The sequence below is a fragment of the Mesorhizobium sp. M1312 genome (assembly GCF_040318115.1).
GTDB lineage: Bacteria > Pseudomonadota > Alphaproteobacteria > Rhizobiales > Rhizobiaceae > Mesorhizobium.
The window spans coordinates 1-17,522 of the sequence record NZ_JAMYLQ010000058.1; the positions used below are offsets into that span (position 1 = coordinate 1).

The window sequence follows — 17,522 nt, forward strand, 5'->3', positions numbered from 1 at the left end:
TCGAAAGCTTGACCCCAGCACCGCTGTGCTCAGGTGCTCATGGCCGCCGGATACGCACGTCTGCGATCTTCACCGGATGCGTACGCGGTTCGCATTGGTGAATGACGAGCGGCGCGAGGCCTCACCTGGATTGGCAGGTTACTGTCAGGGTTGCTCGCAGCAGATGGTAGCAAAGTGCGGCACGCAGAGGGTGTGGCATTGGGCACGTCACGGCAACAGGAGCTGCGAGCCTTGGTGGGAGCCGGAAACCCCTTGGCACCGTGGGTGGAAAGACCAATTTCCTTCGGAACAGCAGGAAATAATCAGGCACGATCAGAAAGGTGAGAAGCACATCGCGGATGTGATGACCGAAAATGGTCTTGTCATTGAATTCCAGCACTCGCATTTGCCTTTGCAAGAGAAAGGTGCACGCGAAGGGTTTTATCGAAAACATGGTTTGGGTCGTGGACGGGGTCCTGAATTTAAACGGTTTTCTCTAGCATTAAGGTACCAAAAGGTACCAGCATTGTGCACCATTTTGGTCGGGGCGACCACCTACTTCCATTGGGCAATGCGATCCTTTCCATCCTCGGAAAGAACTGCGGCCAAAAAACTGCTGCAACGTGCATGGTCCATTTCCTTGCGAGGAGCTCGAATTAGATGGACCGGTACCCCATTGTCGCTCATATCGTCGATAAGAATTAGGCCAACACCGTGTCTGAGACACTCCTCTTTGACCCGCTGGGCTTGAGCCGGGTCTGATTTCACCCACTCGGCCTCACTCTTTGGAAATACTACGTAGGCTCGCGTTGCAACGCTTACATGAGAGAGTGCCTCGAAGACAGCAAGAACGTTACATGTGTCTGCTCTCTTAACCTCGAAAGTGACCACGTCAAATTCTGAACCGATGGTCCAAGGAAATTTCTTGTAAGATACCATTGTGAAGTCTGGTCGGGTCCACGGTCCGGCGATTTTTGAATTCTTTCGCGCTGTTCTCTCTATGTAGAATTGAGATTTATCAAATTTCTCACCAACCCAAAGTTTATCTAAAAGATTTTCTACACTGGGGTAGTAGGCCTCTTCCGGATCGTAAATTGATTTATAAACGAATATAAATTTCTATCATGACGCTTTATAATTTTATTGCTTGTTCCGTACTCTATTGCTTCTGAGAACAGTTTTTCATTGAAACCATAGGTCCGTTTCAATTTTGTTGCACTAAGGGTCTTTTTTCCGACCTTTTCTAGCGATGAAACGATCACGGCTAGATACTCTAAAGCCGGAAAACTTGCTTGCGACATGTGCGAACTCCCCCAAGGGTCCAATCTAATTAAGTTATCAGGCAAAGCAACAACAGCTCGACATGAAACTACGAGCATTTGCGAACTGGCCTGGTCCGAGTTGGCCGCTAACTTTCATTGGCGACTTGGCTGGCCGTCTCTTCTAGAGCGTTCTCGGCTTCGTTGAGGACGCGCTCGTGAGCAGTCAAATTTAGTTTTCTCAATCCTTCACGAGATGCCGTAACCAACTCTTTGGCTTGAGGCAGCCGCGCTAGCGAGGCTTCACGGGCAAGGAAGAGCTTCGCCACCTCAGCAAGTTGCGGATTTTGCGCCTTGTTAAATCCATCTACCGCTTCTTGATAGTTAGCAATTCCCACCTCGTAATTTCCACGGCGCATCTCAATCAATCCCATGTTTGCTTGCCGTATGCACCAGACCCTCTCGTCGCTCTGCCCTATATTACGAAGACATTGTTCGGCTTCTTTCAATCTCCCCAGATTTGCCAAAACAAACGCACGGGTGTTCAACAACACCGCGCCATCCGGTCGAACAAGCAATCCTTTGTCAGCGAACTCCAAGGCACGTTGATAGTCGCCGATCATAGCAGCAGTTGAAGAACCGATTTCAAATGGTCGAATCGAGTATGGCTCGGTGTCAGACCACCGTTGACATGCATCGGACACTTCTTCGAATTTCTTTGCGCGGAGTAGGTGAAACACAGTTGCCTCATCTGCCTCGGTTGCTGTTGCGAGGCTCTGTGGAGGCACAATCTCTACGCCGAACGCAGGCGATGCCCACTCAGCCTGAGCCAGTGCGTTGCCGGTCGGGTCAATAGTACTGTGGCGGAAGAAATCCCTGGCTTTCTTTCTTCGACCGGCTTCCAGCTCCAGGGTGGCAAGAGCTCCCGATAGCTCGGTGATCTGCCGGGGATAGAATTGAGCTTGCTCGACCATCCTCCGACCTTCCTCAAAGTACCGGGGCTTTCGCTCAGCGAGTTCCGCAATTGAAAGTTCGGCTGCAATCAGCCAAGGGTCCAATGGGGTGGCGTTGTTTTTCGCGATGAGGTCGTAAGCTCGGTCCGGATCATGAAGATGAAGGAAGAGGCGGGACGCGCAACGCAGGACGTGACGGTCGTTCGGTGCCAGTTGAAGAGCGATTAGCATTGAGCGGAGAGCTTCAGCGCGACGGCCCGCCGCCACGTCAAACAACGCAAGCTCTACCCACCCAAGAGGGTTCTGAGGATACAGGCGCGTTCTATCTCGCCAGACCTTTTTGGCTACTTCTGGAAGAATAGCCAATGCGGCAGGAACCTCATTATCGAAACCGGCTCGCTTTAAGGCAAGCCCCGCCAGGCGTTTAAGCGACAGTGTAGCGGTTGACTGAGGTGACAGGAGAAACCTTGCGGCGTTCGCCGCCTCAGTTTCCTTGGCCTCTACAAGTGCAGCCTCGACCAGTTCACCCGCCGAAATAACGTCGTGAGCAGTGCGCCAAATTGTCAGTTTTTCAATCAGACTGTCAGGGATAATGCCCAGGGCGGGATTTTCTCCCATCTTAGGCGGGGAGGAAAGCTCCCTGGCTGCGACCGTGATGGCGAGACTTCGCCATCGCGGCACGAGACGACGTTTAGTGGTCCAAACCGAAGGTATCATGCCGCTCGCCTGGCGATGCGCGTCTTAATTTCCAGCACCTTTACTACATGGGTCAACCGCGACACATATCTTTCCAAAGAATAGTGATCGTGCTTGCCGAGCGCGCGTGGGTCTCCACGGAGAGACAGGTCGGGATTACACAATTCTCTTACCAGCGTTAACACTTCAGAACGAACTTCAATCGGCAGGCGGCCGTTGAGTTCCTCAAGCGCCCGAGCAAAGCCCTCTTGCAGATATGGCAGAGCCGACTGGTAATCCGATCGCCATCGTGTCCAATGATGTTGTGGGTCCAGTCGAGACAAAATGGAACCGGTTATATTGGTGCCAGTGAACAAAAATGCCGCCAAGTTTCCCAGCATGTAAAAGTCACACCCCATGCGGCGTGGCACGAAATCGGGATGTAAGTGGCCATACAGCAGTTCCATCGGGGCATAGGTGCGATCACCTGGAAATGCGAGGTCGTCGTGCCAAATGGAATTGCCGCCCATCGAGGACCTCCCGAAGTCAGCGACTTTGAACCCCTTCTCCCCGTAGCAGAGGACATTTGACGGTTTCAAATCCTGATGCGCGATGCGCTCTCTGTGGATTTGAGCCAAGCCCAGGCAGGCATCGCGCAGAGCACGCATACACCAAACGGCGTCGGATGCATCCGCTTCATCCATCTGCACTCGAATATCGCCGTCAGCCTTCTCAAACAGCAAGTAATAGACGCGACCTTCCATAGCACTTAGCCCTGGCACCGCCACATGCCCGTGAGCAATTGCCAATGTCACGTGCGACATTCGTCGCCCACGGCAATGCTCTAGAACGCTGCGTTCGTGCTCATATGATGCCGTCATGGTGTTCAGTTCTTGTAGCGTGTCCACACCCGGCTTAAAGGCGTCGGAAAAATCGAACGCTTTTAGGAACGCAATACGGCCCTCCTTTTCTGCTAAGTAACTATGGGAAAACATCCCGCCGGTGCTTCCTGCTGGCCTTGTAAGGGCATTAGTTATTTTCCAGCCATCATCCAAAACTAGATCTTTGAGTTTAGACGACGCTGTCATTCTGTTACCCCTATTTTGTCCGGCTGGTCGAAAGCGACCATCATTGCCTGGATGATTTCCTGCCCGTGATCACTAAGGAAAAGTGCCCGTCGCCGTGGATCGACTGTACTTACCTCTTGGACGATCAGCGGTATGGGTGGGAGACCCTCTGGGCTTTGATACCTTCCAATCAGAACAGACACAAAACGACTTGCAGACGGTTGCGGAACGGCCACCCGCTCCGCGAGATCGTTGACTGACAATCCGGGCTCTGCCGCAATTGCCAACAGGCTGGCGAGGTGAGCTAGATTGAGCTGGTCCCGGACGGGGAGGAGAGCGTCGTTCAAGCGTCTGATCTTTTCTCGCTTATCGGGAGAGAGCTCCCAACCCGGCATATTCAAACCCCTATTTAAATCCATATTTGAATATATATACCGAGAGGCGTAGGTTCGCAAGGGTCGAACATCCAATATGAATTATTGTGGGCATCCGTTGTGGTGGTCAGATTGTCCACGGTGAGCGCTTGATACATGAAACGTCACTGAAAGCCGCTTCTCCTGCATCTGACAAGAGTACGGGGAAATCGGGATCATATTTGTGTGCGAAGTGGTCCCCCCGAGCAGATTAGCCTGATGACGTTCCTTAGATGTATATCTCCAGAACTGTACGCCTCATCGAGTGCGGCCAGTGAGTAGAGCTCGCGATCTCGTACCCAGAAACCCGGTCGTCTCTGCCAAACCTTCCTGCTCGGCTGGTAGGTAGAAATAGTTCGCTCCGAGGCAATATCGCTAACGCGAAGCGCGAACCCTGCGGACAGCGTCGGGTTTGAGCTCAAGTTTGTGCGCGCATTGAAAGAATTTCTGCTTATTTTCGCAGAAAATTGCAAGTAGTGTACCCACAACTCCCCCAAGGCTGCTGAACTCGTTGTCGATCACGACGCTCCTTTAAGCCATTCTTCTGCTATTCGAAACCAGTCAATCTCGCGGGCTTCTTTATGTGTCCACACGTCCCAGAAATCAGGATCATCGGATTGTGGCCGATGGGCCTTAGGCAAATCTCGCATTTTCACTAAAACCGGAATTGCAGCCGCCCATCCGAGGAGGATTGCTTGTTGCGAGGGCAAAATAGGAAGTTCACCGAGCAAATTTCCCAACGCATCTGGAACCAGTTTTCGAACAAGTCCCTGATCGATGTCATTGACGATCCGATGAAGAAGGAAGCTATTACACTGCGCCAAGACAGTAGGCGAAAGCTCAGAAGGTCGTTGCGACGACAGGACCAAGCCGAGGCCAAATTTGCGTCCCTCTCGCGCAATGCCGGACTATGACGTGCTTTGCATCGGCAATGCCATTGTCGACATCATCGCCCAATGCGACGAGGCCTTCCTCGAGACCAACGGCATCATCAAGGGCGCGATGAATTTGATCGACACGAGGCGCGCCGAACTGCTCTACAGCCGCATGGGCCCGGCCATCGAAGCCTCCGGCGGCAGCGCCGGCAATACGGCGGCGGGTGTCGCCAGCTTCGGCGGTCGCGCCGCCTTCTTCGGCAAGGTCTCGAACGATACGCTCGGCGAGATCTACGCGCATGACATGCATGCCCAGGGCGTCGCCTTCGACACCAAGCCGCTCAATGGCGAACCGCCGACGGCGCGCTCGATGATCTTCGTCACGCCCGACGGCGAGCGCTCGATGAACACCTATCTCGGCGCTTGCGTCGAACTCGGCCCGGAGGACGTCGAGGCCGACAAGGCGTCGGGCGCCGCCGTCACCTATTTCGAGGGCTATCTGTGGGACCCGCCGCGCGCCAAGGAAGCGTTCCGGCAGACGGCGAAGCTCGCCCATGCCGCCGGGCGCGAAGTGTCGATGACGCTGTCGGATTCATTCTGCGTCGACCGCTACCGCGACGAATTTTTGCACCTGATGCGCTCGGGCACCGTCGACATCGTCTTTGCCAACAGCCACGAGATCAAGGCGCTCTACCAGACCGCCTCCTTCGACGAAGCGCTGGCCCAGATCCGCAAGGATTGCAAGATCGCCGCCGTCACCCGCTCGGAAATGGGCTCGGTGATCGTGCGCGGCGACGAGACCGTCACCGTCGAGGCGACCAAAATCCGGGAACTGGTCGACACCACGGGCGCCGGCGACCTCTATGCCGCCGGTTTCCTCTACGGCTACACGCAAGGGCGCAGCCTGAAGCATTGCGGCGATCTCGGCTCGCTGGCGGCCGGGCTGGTCATCCAGCAGATCGGTCCAAGGCCGAGGCAGAACCTGCGTCGCGAGGCGCAGGAGGCGGGATTGCTGTAGGTGGCGAGCCAAGAACCAGCGGCCAACCCTCCTTAATCCAGCCCAAGCCTTTTCTTCAGTTCCGCATTCTCCTTGCGGAGACGATCGGCAAGCAGGCTCTTTAGCCGCTTGTTTTCTTCCTCGAGCGCGACGAGATCCTTCAGCCCGTCAGTGTCCGCCGCAGGCGCCGCCGCCTTCTTCCAAAGATAATATGTCTGTTCCGAGATGCCGGCTTGCTTCACCGCGCTCTTGAGAGTAGCGCCGCCGCCGATCGAGGTCTCGATCTGGGCCAGCTTCTGGGCACGCTCCTTCGCGGAGTAGCTCTTTCGGCCTGTTCGCGCTGACGGCGGTGCTTCAGTGGTCGCGGATGTCGGCTTGGCGCCGTTCTTGCGGGCAGGCACGCTCGCCTCAGCTCCTGGCTTCCTCGACCGCCGCGCTCTCGTCTTCGGTTTTGGCGTTTCCGCTTTGGCTGCCGGTTCGCTATGAACTACTGCTGACTCGGTTTCCAGGGGATTGGCCATGAAATGCTCCACTCGCGGTTTGTGCAAAGGTTCAGCATCAGGGGCCACGACAGTAGAGTCAACAAGCTGACGATTTAACGGCTCGACTTCCTTTGTTGTCTCGGCCATCGCCGCGGCGATGTCGAAATTGCCCCAGATGGAACGTGCGGATTTTTGATAATTGCGCTTTTGTTTGACTTCCACGGTGAATGGTCGCGTCTGCCGCCTCATAGTTCCTTCCTGAATAGAAGAATGAAGTCGCCGCTCGAATTTTTGGCGCTTCCTGCTTAGCGCGGAGCATTATCGTATAGCCGCTCAACGGGCAAGTGATGCCGGTCTTCGATGGCTGACCCATCTGGGGAGATTTGAGCGGCTTCGCGCGTCCTGCGCATGCCTGTTAGGCCGCCAAGTTTTCTGGGTTAGCAGGCGCGCCACTGTGGCTGCTTGGCTTGTACGGCGAGGCCATGGTTGAGTGAGGCGAAACAAATCCAGCCCCGCGGTCGATCCCGAAGCTTCCCACAATGGCGAAGAGAACATCTTCACTCGTTCCTTTTCAGCACAAGACCTTCCGTTCGCTATGGTCGGCTGCACTCGTTTCGAACCTTGGCACCCTTGTGGAAGGTGTGGCGGCGGCTTGGCTGATGACGAGCATCACCACCTCCCATGGAATGGTGGCGCTCGTCCAGTCATCGACCACCCTCCCCTACATGATCTTCTCGCTCGCGGCGGGAGCGCTCGCGGACAACTTTGATCGTCGCCGGATCATGTTGACTGCGCAACTGCTGATGGTCTGCGTATCCGCCTTCCTGGCGTTCCTGACCTATGCGGGGGAAATGACACCCTGGACCCTTCTGGGTCTCACCTTCTTGATCGGCTGTGGTTGGGCATTGCACGATCCCTCTTGGCAAGCCTCGATGGGAGATATCCTGCCTCGCGAACACCTGCCGAGCGCGGTTGCGCTCAACGGCATGAGCTACAATCTCATGCGCAGCATCGGGCCGGCGATTGGCGGCATAATCGTGGCCACAGCGGGTGCGGCCTTCGCGTTCCTCTTCAACGTCTTTTGCTACTTCGCTCTGATCACTGCGCTGTTGCGGTGGAAAGCCGTACGGGCACGACAAGCGCTGCCGCGGGAGGCTTTCGGCAGTGCGATGGCGGCGGGCTTCCGTTACGTGCTCTTGTCGCCGAACCTTCTCAAGGTGATGTGCCGGAGTTTCATTTTCGGCCTCACCGCCGTTGTCATTTTGGCTCTCCTGCCGTTGGTTGCGCGCGAACAGATCAAAGGGACCGCAGTCACCTACGGCGTGATGCTCGGCTTCTTCGGCCTGGGAGCGATTTGCGGCGCGCTCCTCATCGGGCGGGTCCGAGAAGTTCTCTCCAACGAATGGGTCATTCGCGGTGCGTTCTTTATATTGGCGATCAGCTGCTTCTTTCTGGCATGGAGTGAGCACGTTTGGCTGAGCTGTCTCCTCCTCATGCCGGCCGGTGCGGCTTGGATTCAATCATTCTCGCTGTTTAACGTCACAGTGCAGCTTTCGGCGCCGCGGTGGGTGGTTGGACGCGCCCTGTCTCTCTATCAGACGGCCACATACGGCGGCATGGCGGCGGGAAGCTGGCTTTGGGGCGAACTGGCGGATGTCCAAGGTGTTTCGGGAGCCTTCCTCGTGGCCAGCGTGGTTCTTGTGATTGGTGGACTGATGGGGATCGTTCTGCCTCAGCCGGATTTCGAAACGCTCAATCTGGATCCGACCAACAAGTTCAGCGAACCGACGCTGCAACTTGACCTGCGGCCACGAAGCGGTCCGATCATGGTGATGGTCGATTATCGTATCGATCAGAGAGATGTCCCAGAATTTCTCAGTGTGATGACATCGTGGCGAAAAGCCCGGCTGCGAGATGGCGCCAGACAATGGGCGTTGCTGCGTGACCTGGAAAAGCCCGAACTATGGACCGAGTGCTATCATGTGCCAACCTGGGTCGAGTATGTTCGCCACAACAATAGGCAGACCCGGGATGACCGAAATCGTTGCGCGCCTGGAAGCGCTGCACCGTGGCGATTGCCCGCCCAAGACGCATCACAAGATCGAACGCCAAACCGTGCGCGTGCACGACGATTTGCCGCTCAGGCCTCATTTGGACAGGACTTGAGCTGGCCCGGTGGTTTAAGCCGGGTTCCGTTGAGCCGGTGGGCTGCGAACAAGCAGTTCGAGACATTGGCCTCGATCACTTCGCAACACGCCGCTGCAGCGGGGGTGCTCCCCTCGAAGTCGTTGTGTCGTATCACCGAGGGCATCACGGCCAACACCTTCCACATGGGCAACAGCCTCGCCATTGAGCCGAATATAGTCGCGAGCAGATCACCAAAGAAGCGGTCGGAACCTCGGAACGAAGTTCGACGCCGTGGCGTTCGCATGATGCGGGAAGCAGCACCACGGCGCTTAGCGGTATGGTTGCCGCCGGCAGCCGACGAACTCCTATCCTCCTGGACCGCTGTGCGTCATTGCTTTGATTTACCGGCCGCTCAAGGCTCCCACAGTCTTCGCTTTCGAGACGACCTTTGGGAAAAATGCAACCGGAATTTAACATAACGACATAAACATTTCTTTATGCGACGTTGACAAGGAAGCGAACTGCTGTAATTGTCTCCCATGTCGTGGTTCTCCGTACGGCGCTGCCGCAGCGGAGCTAAGAGGGAAGCCGGTGCGATGCCGGCGCTGCCCCCGCAACTGTTAGCGGCGAGCCAACTCCACTCGTGTCACTGAGGCGAATAGCCTTGGGAAGACGGGTAGAAGCTATGACCCGCGAGCCAGGAGACCTGCCACGGCGAGTTACGTCCACGGGCGGGGTGTCTCGGTGGCCGCTGCAGCCTGGCGTTCGTGCCGGCCTGCTAGCGCCTTCCTTGTCACCGACGCCCCAACCATCGGGGTTGGCATGACTGTCTCTCAGCAAATTCCTGTAGCAACGCTCGGCGTGCCGCGCTTCGGTCGTAAGCGAGAACTGAAATTCGCGCTTGAAAGCTACTGGTCCGGAAAATCTTCCGCTGGCGACCTTCTCACCACTGCGAAGGCGCTGCGTGCCGCCAGCTGGGAGGAGCAGCGCGATCGCGGCGTGTCGAAAATCCCGTCGAACGACTTCTCGCTCTACGATCATGTGCTCGACACCGCAGTCATGGTCGGCGCCGTGCCAGCCCGTTACGCCTGGAATGGCGGCGAGGTCCCACTCGACATTTACTTCGCCATGGCGCGCGGCAACCAAGGTCAGACGGAGGATTGTGGACACGCTGGTCACCAGCCCGCGGCTCGTGGGCCTAGTGTAACCGCGATGGAAATGACCAAGTGGTTTGACACCAACTATCACTACATTGTGCCGGAACTAGACGATTATCAGACGTTCGCCCTTTCGTCGACGAAGCCGGTTGATTACTTCCTCGAGGCTAAAGCCCTCGGCATTCACACACGCCCAGTCATGCTTGGACCGATCACCTTCCTCAAGCTGGCGAAATCGCCTACGGAAGGCTTCGATCCCATCGCGCTCCTACCACGGCTTCTGCCCGTCTACGCGCAACTCCTGCGGAGCTTGAAGCTATCGGGTGCCGATTGGGTGCAGATCGATGAGCCAGCGCTTGTCCTCGATCTGAACCCGAACGAACGAGCTGCGTTCGAATACGCCTATGGCCAGCTGTCAAAAGCCGCGCCCGAGCTGAAGATCATGCTGGCTACCTATTTCGGGCCGCTGGGAGACAATCTCGAAACCGCGGTTTCTCTGCCCCTGGCCGGGCTGCATATTGATCTCGTGCGCGCTCCCGAGCAGCTGGAAACGGTGGGTCGGCTCGCTCCGAAGGATCTGGTGGTCTCGCTTGGCTTGATCGATGGCCGCAACGTCTGGCGTGCGAACCTGCCCGCCATTCTCGACCGCATCAAACCGATCGTCGCCGGCTGGCCCTTGGACCGCGTCGAGATCGCGCCTTCCTGCTCGATGCTGCATGTGCCGATCGACCTGCGCATGGAGACGGAACTCGAGGCGGACATCAGGTCGTGGCTCGCCTTCGCGGCCCAGAAGACCGACGAGCTGGTCTTGCTGGCCCGGGCCCTGTCCCAAGGCAGGGATGCGGTGGCGGGCGCGTTGAAAGCGTCTGCCGAGGCCGCCGCCACTCTCCTGACATCCACGAAGATCCATGACCCGCTTGTTGAGCGGCGGATCGCCAGCATTGACGACAGCATGAAGCGACGAGAGAGCGCTTTTGCCGAGCGCTCCAGAGTCCAGGCCGGCACGCTCGGGCTGCCGCCGTTCCCGACGACGACCATCGGGTCCTTCCCGCAGACGCCGCAGGTACGCAGGGCGCGGGCCGCTCATGCGAAGGGCCAGCTGAGCTATGTCGACTACGAGACCTTCATGAAGAAGGAGATCGAGGCTGCAATTCGCTGGCAGGAAGAGATCGGGCTGGACGTGCTGGTGCACGGTGAGTTCGAACGTACGACATGGTACAGCATTTCGGCGAGCAGCTGTCCGGCTTCGCCTTCACCCAGCATGCCTGGGTGCAGAGCTATGGGTCGCGTTACGTGCGCCCCCCCATCATCTTCGGCGACGTATCGAGGCCCAATCCGATGACGCTGCGCTGGTGGCAATTCGCCCAGTCGCTTACGGAAAACCCTGTGAAGGGAATGCTCACAGGCCCAGTGACCATTCTCAACTGGTCTTTTGTTCGCGACGACGTACCCCGCTCCGAAGCATGCCGCCAGATCGCGCTCGCCATCCGCGACGAAGTGACGGATCTCGAATGGTCCGGCGCAAGGATGATCCAGATCGACGAGGCCGCGTTTCGCGAAGGATTGCCACTGCGCAAATCTGACTGGAAAGTCTATCTCGACTGGACTGTCGAATGCTTCCGGATCGCTTCAACGGGTGTAAAGGACTCGACTCAAATCCATACCCACATGTGCTATTCGGAGTTCAACGAGATCATCGACGCGATCGCTGAAATGGATGCGGATGTCATTTCGATTGAGACGTCGCGCTCGAAAATGGAACTGCTGGACGCCTTCACGAGCTCCAAATATCCGAACGAAATCGGTCCCGGAGTCTATGACATTCACTCACCACGCGTCCCGGAAGTCGGCGAGATTTCGGATCTCATCATGCTTGCCCGCGAGCGACTGTCGGATGCCCAACTGTGGGTAAACCCGGACTGTGGCCTCAAAACACGCAAATGGGAGGAGGTCCGCCCTGCCCTCATGAACATGGTTGCTGCAGCACGCGCGCTCCGGGAGAAAGTGTAGGCCGGAGGGTTTCCTGGTTGCTCACCATGGGATGAGTTACCGGCTGCCGCATGTGGGCCGTGAATGTGCCAAAACGCGATCACATCCTTTGAAATAAGTCACTCGAGCGAGAATGTGCACTTTCCTTCGGCACGTGCAATTTCGTGTGCCAGGCGTTTATCGTTCGCTCGGCTTTTCGCAGCACCATCCAGGGTAAGCTTTGCTGACATTCATCAAAGTGCGATGGGCCACGCTCTTCAGCCTTGTTTGGGCTTCCGGGCGGCGGCTGCAAGCATCGCCTGACCGACGCGGCGGTCGCCTTGGGCGTTCAGCATTTCGCCGGCATTGCAGATATCACGTGCCTCCTTGTTCTGGCTGAGCTTGGCTTTGCCTACAAGGCGGGTGATCTCGATCTCCAGGCCGATGATCGCCTTGACCATAGTGTCGATGAAGTCCTTCGGCGCGTTACCCATCTTCCACGGGACAGGCTGGGTCGCCTCGTGCCTGTGGGTCAGTTTGGCGACATTGCGGCGGACATAGCGTTCGTCGTCGTGGATTGTGATCCATCCATATGCATGTGCGACGAGGTAGTTCCAGGTCGGCACCTGCTTCTGGAACTCCTGCTTGCTCGGATACCACTGCGGCGAAATGTAGGCGTCGGCGGCGCGGAACACCACGAGCACCTCATCGCCGGTCGTCAGGTCCTGCCAAACTGGATTGTTGCGTGCGACGTGGCAGCGAAGGGTACCGTTTTGTCCCTGTGACGTGTCGAGTTGGAAGGGGATGTGATTGGCGTCGAGACCGCTCCGGCCATGGGTTATCAGCACACCAAGTGCGTTGTTCTCGATCAGTTCGTAAAGGACTTCTCGGCTCGGTTCATCGAAATGCGCGGGTAAATACATGACAGGTTCCTTCACTGGCCGCCGGCTTCGCTGTTCACCGGTTGACATCCGATGGCAAGCGTTCCAACGCGGCGGCGATCTGGCGCTTCGCTGCTGAGGGCAGAGGCAGGATGGGACGCGGGGGGTCGGCACGGCAAATGTCGAGCAATTCGGCAAGTGCAAAGACGACGCGAAGGCTCGAGAACTCCTTGAAGAGGCTCCAGAGCGGCGCAAGCGTGGCATCGATCCGTCGCGCTTCGGCCGCATCGCCCTGTTGCGCCGCCCTGACGATCTTGACGCAGACCTCGGGCAGGATGCCGGCGAGGACGCTGTACCATGTGTCGGCGCCGGCGATTAGGGCCTCTGCGGCGTTCCAGTCGCCGCTGTAGCCGATCGAGAACCCTTCCGGCACAGTGCGCCTCTGGTCGGCCAGATGGCTCTTGATCGCATCGCCCTTGTCTGTCGGATTCTTGATAGCAACGATCCCCCGCAGCTTTGCCAGGCGGCTGACGAGTGCGGGGGTGAAACGGAAATGCGTCGTTCCTGGATTGTCGTAGACGACGATCGGCAGGCCACTTTCGCGCGCCACAGTGGAGAAATGTTCGAACACCTCGTCATCAGTGAGCGGGGTGTAAGAGGCGGCGGCAAGCAACCCCGCGGCAGCTCCAAGGGCCTTGGCGTCCTGCGCGAGCCTCACTGCTTCGTCGGTGCGCAGCGCGCCCACACCCACCACGACCGGCATTCGCCCGGCGGTTTCGTTTAAGGTCTCGGCGAGCGCCCGTCGCCGTTCCTCGGGCGACAGATACATGTAGGTGCCGGTGCTGCCGAGAAGACCGATGGAATCGACCTGAGCGGCGCAAAGCCTGGCAATGAGGTTGCGCAGAGCAACGGTATCGACACGGCCGTCACGATCGGTCGGCGTGATGGGAAACGCGGAAAGACCGCTCAGGAATGCCATGGCAAGGCTCCAGGTTTGTGCGTGAGCGCAGGACTGGCCGGGCGACAGGCCATCACAAGGCGTCCAGAGCCCGGCGCAGGTCGGCGATTAGGTCATCGGCGTCCTCAAGACCCACCGAGAGACGCATGAGGTCCTCGCCGACTCCATCGGCCAGGTGCGCATCCTTGCGGATCGGCTGACGAGCACGGGTCAGGCTTGCCGGATGATAGATGAGGCTGTCGGCATCACCGAGGCTGATAGCCCGGGTGATCAGGTTGAGCCGGTCCATCATCCGGCGCGCGCCCTCGAACCCAGCGTGGAGGCCAAAGGCCAACATCCCCGACCCTTGGGACATCTGCTTTCGCGCCGTCACCTGATCAGGGTGCGAGTCGAGGAAGGGATAACTCACCCATGCCACCGCCGGGTGCGCCTCGAGCGCCTGAGCCACCGCAAGGGCCGTGGCGCTGTGCCGTTCCATGCGCAGCGTGAGCGTCTTCAGACCGCGCAGGATCAGGAAGGCTGACATGGGCGAGAGCGCTGCGCCGGTGATGTAGCGCAGGCCCGTTTCGTGCAGCGTGCGGAGCGTTTGCGCGTCGCCGAGAATCGCCCCGCCAAGGGCATCGCCGTGCCCATTGATGTATTTAGTCAGTGAGTGGAGCACGAGGTCTGCCCCATGTTCGAGCGGCCGCTGGAGCGCGGGGGAGGCGAAGGTGCTGTCGACTGCAACCTTTACACCGAGCGCGTGGGCGCGCTCGGCAATGGCAGCGATGTGGAGGATGCGGCTCAGCGGATTCACCGGCGTCTCGAAGAAAACAAGCCGGGTCCGCTCGGTAATCGCGGCATCGAGATTGTGAGGATCGGACAGGTCGACCGCGATGACCTTGATGCCGAAGCGGGGGACCGCCTGTTCGACCATGGCAAGCGTGTTCGCATAAAGCGTCCTGTGGACGATGAGTTCATCCCCTTGGGACAGGAGCGACAGCATCAGCGTCCCGAAAGCCGCCATCCCCGAGGCAACAACCAGCCCCGCCTCGGCTCCTTCCAGGTTGGCGAGCCGCTGCTCGAGGATCTCCGTCGTCGGATTGTATTCGCGCGCATAGAGCCGTCCACCAAGGGTGGCGGCCGCCTCGTTTGCTGCCACGCTTTCGAATCCATAGGTTGACGTCAGGAACACTGGCGGCTGGACGGCATTGGAAAAGCGGGCCGGATCGTAGCCATGATGGATCGCCCGGGTGGCAAATCCGGGACCGGTGTGGTTGAGCGACCCAGTTGGAGCATCGGTTTCGGATTGATGGGAGCGGGTCATTCGGCCTCTGAGATCTTTCTTGGGTTCCGAAAGATTGACGGCAAACTGGCCAATGTGAAATATCCAGTTGGCGATGAATGAAATGGTCCAGTCTTCAAGTGCCGGTTCTGCAGGTCGCTCGCACGCGATGGGTGCACGCCAGATCTACGAGGCTCTTCGCGAGCAGATCCTCGGAAGTGTCTACGAAACCGGCAGTCAGCTGCCGTCCTCCCGAGGCCTCGCAAATGACCTTGGGGTTTCGCGAACGACGGTGACGGTCGCCTATGAGCAACTGGCTGCGGAAGGTTTCATCGAGTCCGTCAAGGCGCACGACCTCGCGTCGTGTCTTCGCTGATCGGCCCTGAGACAAGCCGCATTTCCGCGAAACGGGTCGGCCCGGTTGATCTGTCCGCCTATGGGGGACGACTGCGCGTTATGCCGCCCTGGCCGGATTATCTGCCGACTGGGCTGAAGGTCGATTTCCGCTATGGCGACCTGGCGCCGTCGGATTTCCCTGCATTGATCTGGAAACGCGCGATGAACGAGGCGATGGCGCAGCGCCCGTTGCGTCTTGCCTATGACGATCCTCGCGGCTCGCGCCGGCTGCGCCAGGCACTCCAGGGCTATCTCTGGCGCGCCCGAACCCTGAGCTGCGACCTCGAGCAGATCATCATCGTCAACGGTTCGCAGCAGGGCCTCGATCTGTGCGCTCGCCTGCTTGTCGATCCCGCCGACCGCTTCGTCATCGAGGACCCGTGCTATAGGATGGCGCGTCAGGTCTTTGCCAGTACGGGTGCCTCGCCCGTCCCGGTCCCCGTCGACGAGGGCGGGATGAAGACGGAGTTGCTGGCGGGGATCGGGGCAAAACTGGCCTATGTCACGCCATCGCATCAGTTTCCGCTGGGCGGCGTCATGCCGATCGCACGCCGCCATCAGCTTCTGGAATGGGCGCGGCACAACGACGCCTATGTGATCGAGGACGACTACGACAGCGAATATCGCTACGACATCAATCCGGTCCCTCCGCTGCACAGTCTTGAGGATCACGGGGCTGTCATCTACCTCGGCACGATCTCCAAAACGCTCTCGCCGATGCTGCGTATCGGCTACCTCGTCGTCCCGACGGAATTGCAGGAGGTCTTCGCTACCGCCAAACAATTCGCGGACCGGCATTCGCCGGTCGCTGAACAGGAAGCGCTTGCATCTTTGATCGAGAGCGGCGGCTACGAAAGCCATGTGCGCCGTGTGCGCAGGCTGAACGGCGAGCGTCGGGAAACGTTGTTGGGTGCCTTGCGGCACAGCTTCGGCGATCGCATCGCTGTCCAGGGAGCAGAGGCCGCTCTGCACGTCGCCGTTTGGTTCAACGACCTGCCACGATCGCAGGAAACGGCACTGGTCGAAGCCGCCCGACGTGCGGGCCTGGGGCTACACCTGATCTCGCCGCTCTACGAGCGGACATTGGACGAAGGCCGCACCGATCGCGTCGGTCTTGTCATGGGCTACGCCGCCTTGAGCATTAGGCAGATCGGGAAGGGCGTTGAGGTCCTGCGAGCGGTTGTCAAGCAGGTGCAAGACGCGATGCCGGGACACGGTGGCTAGAACGGCGGGGACGTGGCGTGCTGGCGAGGAAACCGACCCTTGGGCTGAACCGCATTTCGTTTGCAAAGCCAACTGGACTGGGAAAACGCCGCGCAACTGGTGCTGTTGATCAGGCCAGTTTGGCGGCAGATTTTCGTGCGAGACGAATTTCCGAGAGCGATGCATGAGCCGGCAAGGAAAGCTGCTTCACATCCATATCGCGCCCGCTGCCTGCTATGAAATGGAGGATCTGGCGGAGACGTAGCTTGTTGCCGGCCGAGGCGGGCTCGAGCACCCGCAATAGATAATCGACGATCTCTACCAGGCCTTGTCCACGGCCGAATGATGGAATTATCCAGCGCATGGTGCGGCATGCACCATGCCGATGCCAGAAGATCTAGACGCTCGACAAGCACCTTTCTTCATACAGGTCCCGAACGACCCGCAGCGCAAAGCCTCCCCATGAGAATAGAGCATCCCATGTCTTTCACGCCATTGATTGCCCCCGAGATCAAGGCCCGCTACCCGGATTTTCATCTGATCAGCATTGTGGTGCGGCACGCTGAAATCGACGTGCCGGATGCACAGGCGTTGAACGACACGATCGCGGCGGCGGAACAGGCCGCGCTTCGCGATGACGCCCAAAGGGACGCGCATCTTGCGGCGTGGGCCGTTGCCTACGAGGCTTTCGGCACAAAAGCCAATCGAACGCCGTGCTCGGCCGCCGCGCTTCTCAAGCGGGTGCGGAAAGATGGCTCTCTCCCGCGGATATCCCCACTGGTTGATGCCTACAATGCCGTCAGCGTGTTGTATGGCGTTCCGATTGGCGGGGAGGATCTCGATCTCTACCAAGGGGTCCCGAGACTTT

General features: G+C 58.5%; 9 protein-coding genes, 4 pseudogenes and 1 riboswitch. Of the genes and pseudogenes, 6 read left to right on the plus strand and 7 right to left on the minus strand.

Translation table 11 applies throughout. From position 1 onward, the window contains the following. Positions 1-1,387: 1,387 nt before the first annotated feature. From NKH36_RS33475 to NKH36_RS33485, 3 genes are all read right to left on the minus strand, one after another. Positions 1,388-2,908, minus strand: a complete 1,521-nt coding sequence (locus NKH36_RS33475; protein ID WP_352966045.1) for a tetratricopeptide repeat protein — start codon at positions 2,906-2,908, stop codon at positions 1,388-1,390. Then, on the minus strand, positions 2,905-3,954 hold the full coding sequence (locus NKH36_RS33480; RefSeq protein WP_352966047.1) for a protein kinase domain-containing protein: 1,050 nt from the start codon (positions 3,952-3,954) through the stop codon (positions 2,905-2,907). Before NKH36_RS33480 ends, NKH36_RS33475 begins: the two co-directional genes overlap by 4 nt. A 910-nt stretch (positions 3,955-4,864) precedes the next feature. Further along, positions 4,865-5,215, minus strand: coding sequence for an ATP-binding protein (locus NKH36_RS33485; RefSeq protein ID WP_352966048.1), 351 nt, complete (start codon positions 5,213-5,215; stop codon positions 4,865-4,867). 31 nt (positions 5,216-5,246) lie between these two features. Here NKH36_RS33485 and NKH36_RS33490 point away from each other — a divergent pair, with 31 nt between their 5' ends. Beyond that, a complete protein-coding gene (locus NKH36_RS33490) occupies positions 5,247-6,239 on the plus strand; it encodes an adenosine kinase (RefSeq protein ID WP_352966056.1) in 993 nt (330 codons plus the stop codon). A 32-nt stretch (positions 6,240-6,271) separates the two neighbouring features. Here NKH36_RS33490 and NKH36_RS33495 read toward each other — a convergent pair whose 3' ends face one another. Further along, the gene (locus NKH36_RS33495; RefSeq protein WP_352966049.1) at positions 6,272-6,619 is read right to left on the minus strand and encodes a transposase; all 348 of its coding nucleotides are present in this window, start codon (positions 6,617-6,619) and stop codon (positions 6,272-6,274) included. Positions 6,620-7,239: 620 nt separating this feature from the next. On the opposite strand from NKH36_RS33495, the pseudogene NKH36_RS33500 reads away from it, so the two are divergent. Both NKH36_RS33500 and metE read left to right on the plus strand, forming a co-directional pair. Further along, positions 7,240-8,866 (plus strand): annotated as a pseudogene (locus tag NKH36_RS33500) (MFS transporter). 489 nt (positions 8,867-9,355) lie between these two features. Beyond that, a riboswitch (cobalamin riboswitch) is annotated at positions 9,356-9,555 on the plus strand. A gap of 94 nt (positions 9,556-9,649) precedes the next feature. Then, positions 9,650-11,994: pseudogene (metE, locus tag NKH36_RS33505) on the plus strand (5-methyltetrahydropteroyltriglutamate--homocysteine S-methyltransferase). Positions 11,995-12,230: 236 nt separating this feature from the next. Here metE and NKH36_RS33510 read toward each other — a convergent pair. Genes NKH36_RS33510 through NKH36_RS33520 form a run of 3 tightly spaced genes read right to left on the minus strand, consistent with a single transcriptional unit; the run spans position 12,231 to position 15,097 of the window. Then, positions 12,231-12,875: an FMN-binding negative transcriptional regulator gene (locus NKH36_RS33510; protein WP_352966050.1), complete on the minus strand. Its 645-nt coding sequence runs from the start codon at positions 12,873-12,875 to the stop codon at positions 12,231-12,233. 34 nt (positions 12,876-12,909) lie between these two features. Then, positions 12,910-13,812 carry a dihydrodipicolinate synthase family protein gene (locus tag NKH36_RS33515; RefSeq protein WP_352966051.1) on the minus strand — a complete coding sequence of 301 codons (903 nt, stop codon included), beginning with the start codon at positions 13,810-13,812 and terminating at the stop codon, positions 12,910-12,912. A 52-nt stretch (positions 13,813-13,864) separates the two neighbouring features. Continuing rightward, positions 13,865-15,097 carry a trans-sulfuration enzyme family protein gene (locus NKH36_RS33520; protein WP_352966052.1) on the minus strand — a complete coding sequence of 411 codons (1,233 nt, stop codon included), beginning with the start codon at positions 15,095-15,097 and terminating at the stop codon, positions 13,865-13,867. 82 nt (positions 15,098-15,179) lie between these two features. On the opposite strand from NKH36_RS33520, the pseudogene pdxR reads away from it, so the two are divergent. The 3 genes and pseudogenes from pdxR to NKH36_RS33535 form a co-directional block, all read left to right on the plus strand. Further along, positions 15,180-16,675: pseudogene (pdxR, locus tag NKH36_RS33525) on the plus strand (MocR-like pyridoxine biosynthesis transcription factor PdxR). Positions 16,676-16,838: 163 nt separating this feature from the next. Next, positions 16,839-16,916 (plus strand): annotated as a pseudogene (locus NKH36_RS33530) (MOSC domain-containing protein); the annotation flags it as partial. A 218-nt stretch (positions 16,917-17,134) separates the two neighbouring features. Further along, on the plus strand, positions 17,135-17,522 hold a 388-nt coding region (locus NKH36_RS33535), incomplete at its 3' end, for a B3/B4 domain-containing protein (protein ID WP_352966053.1).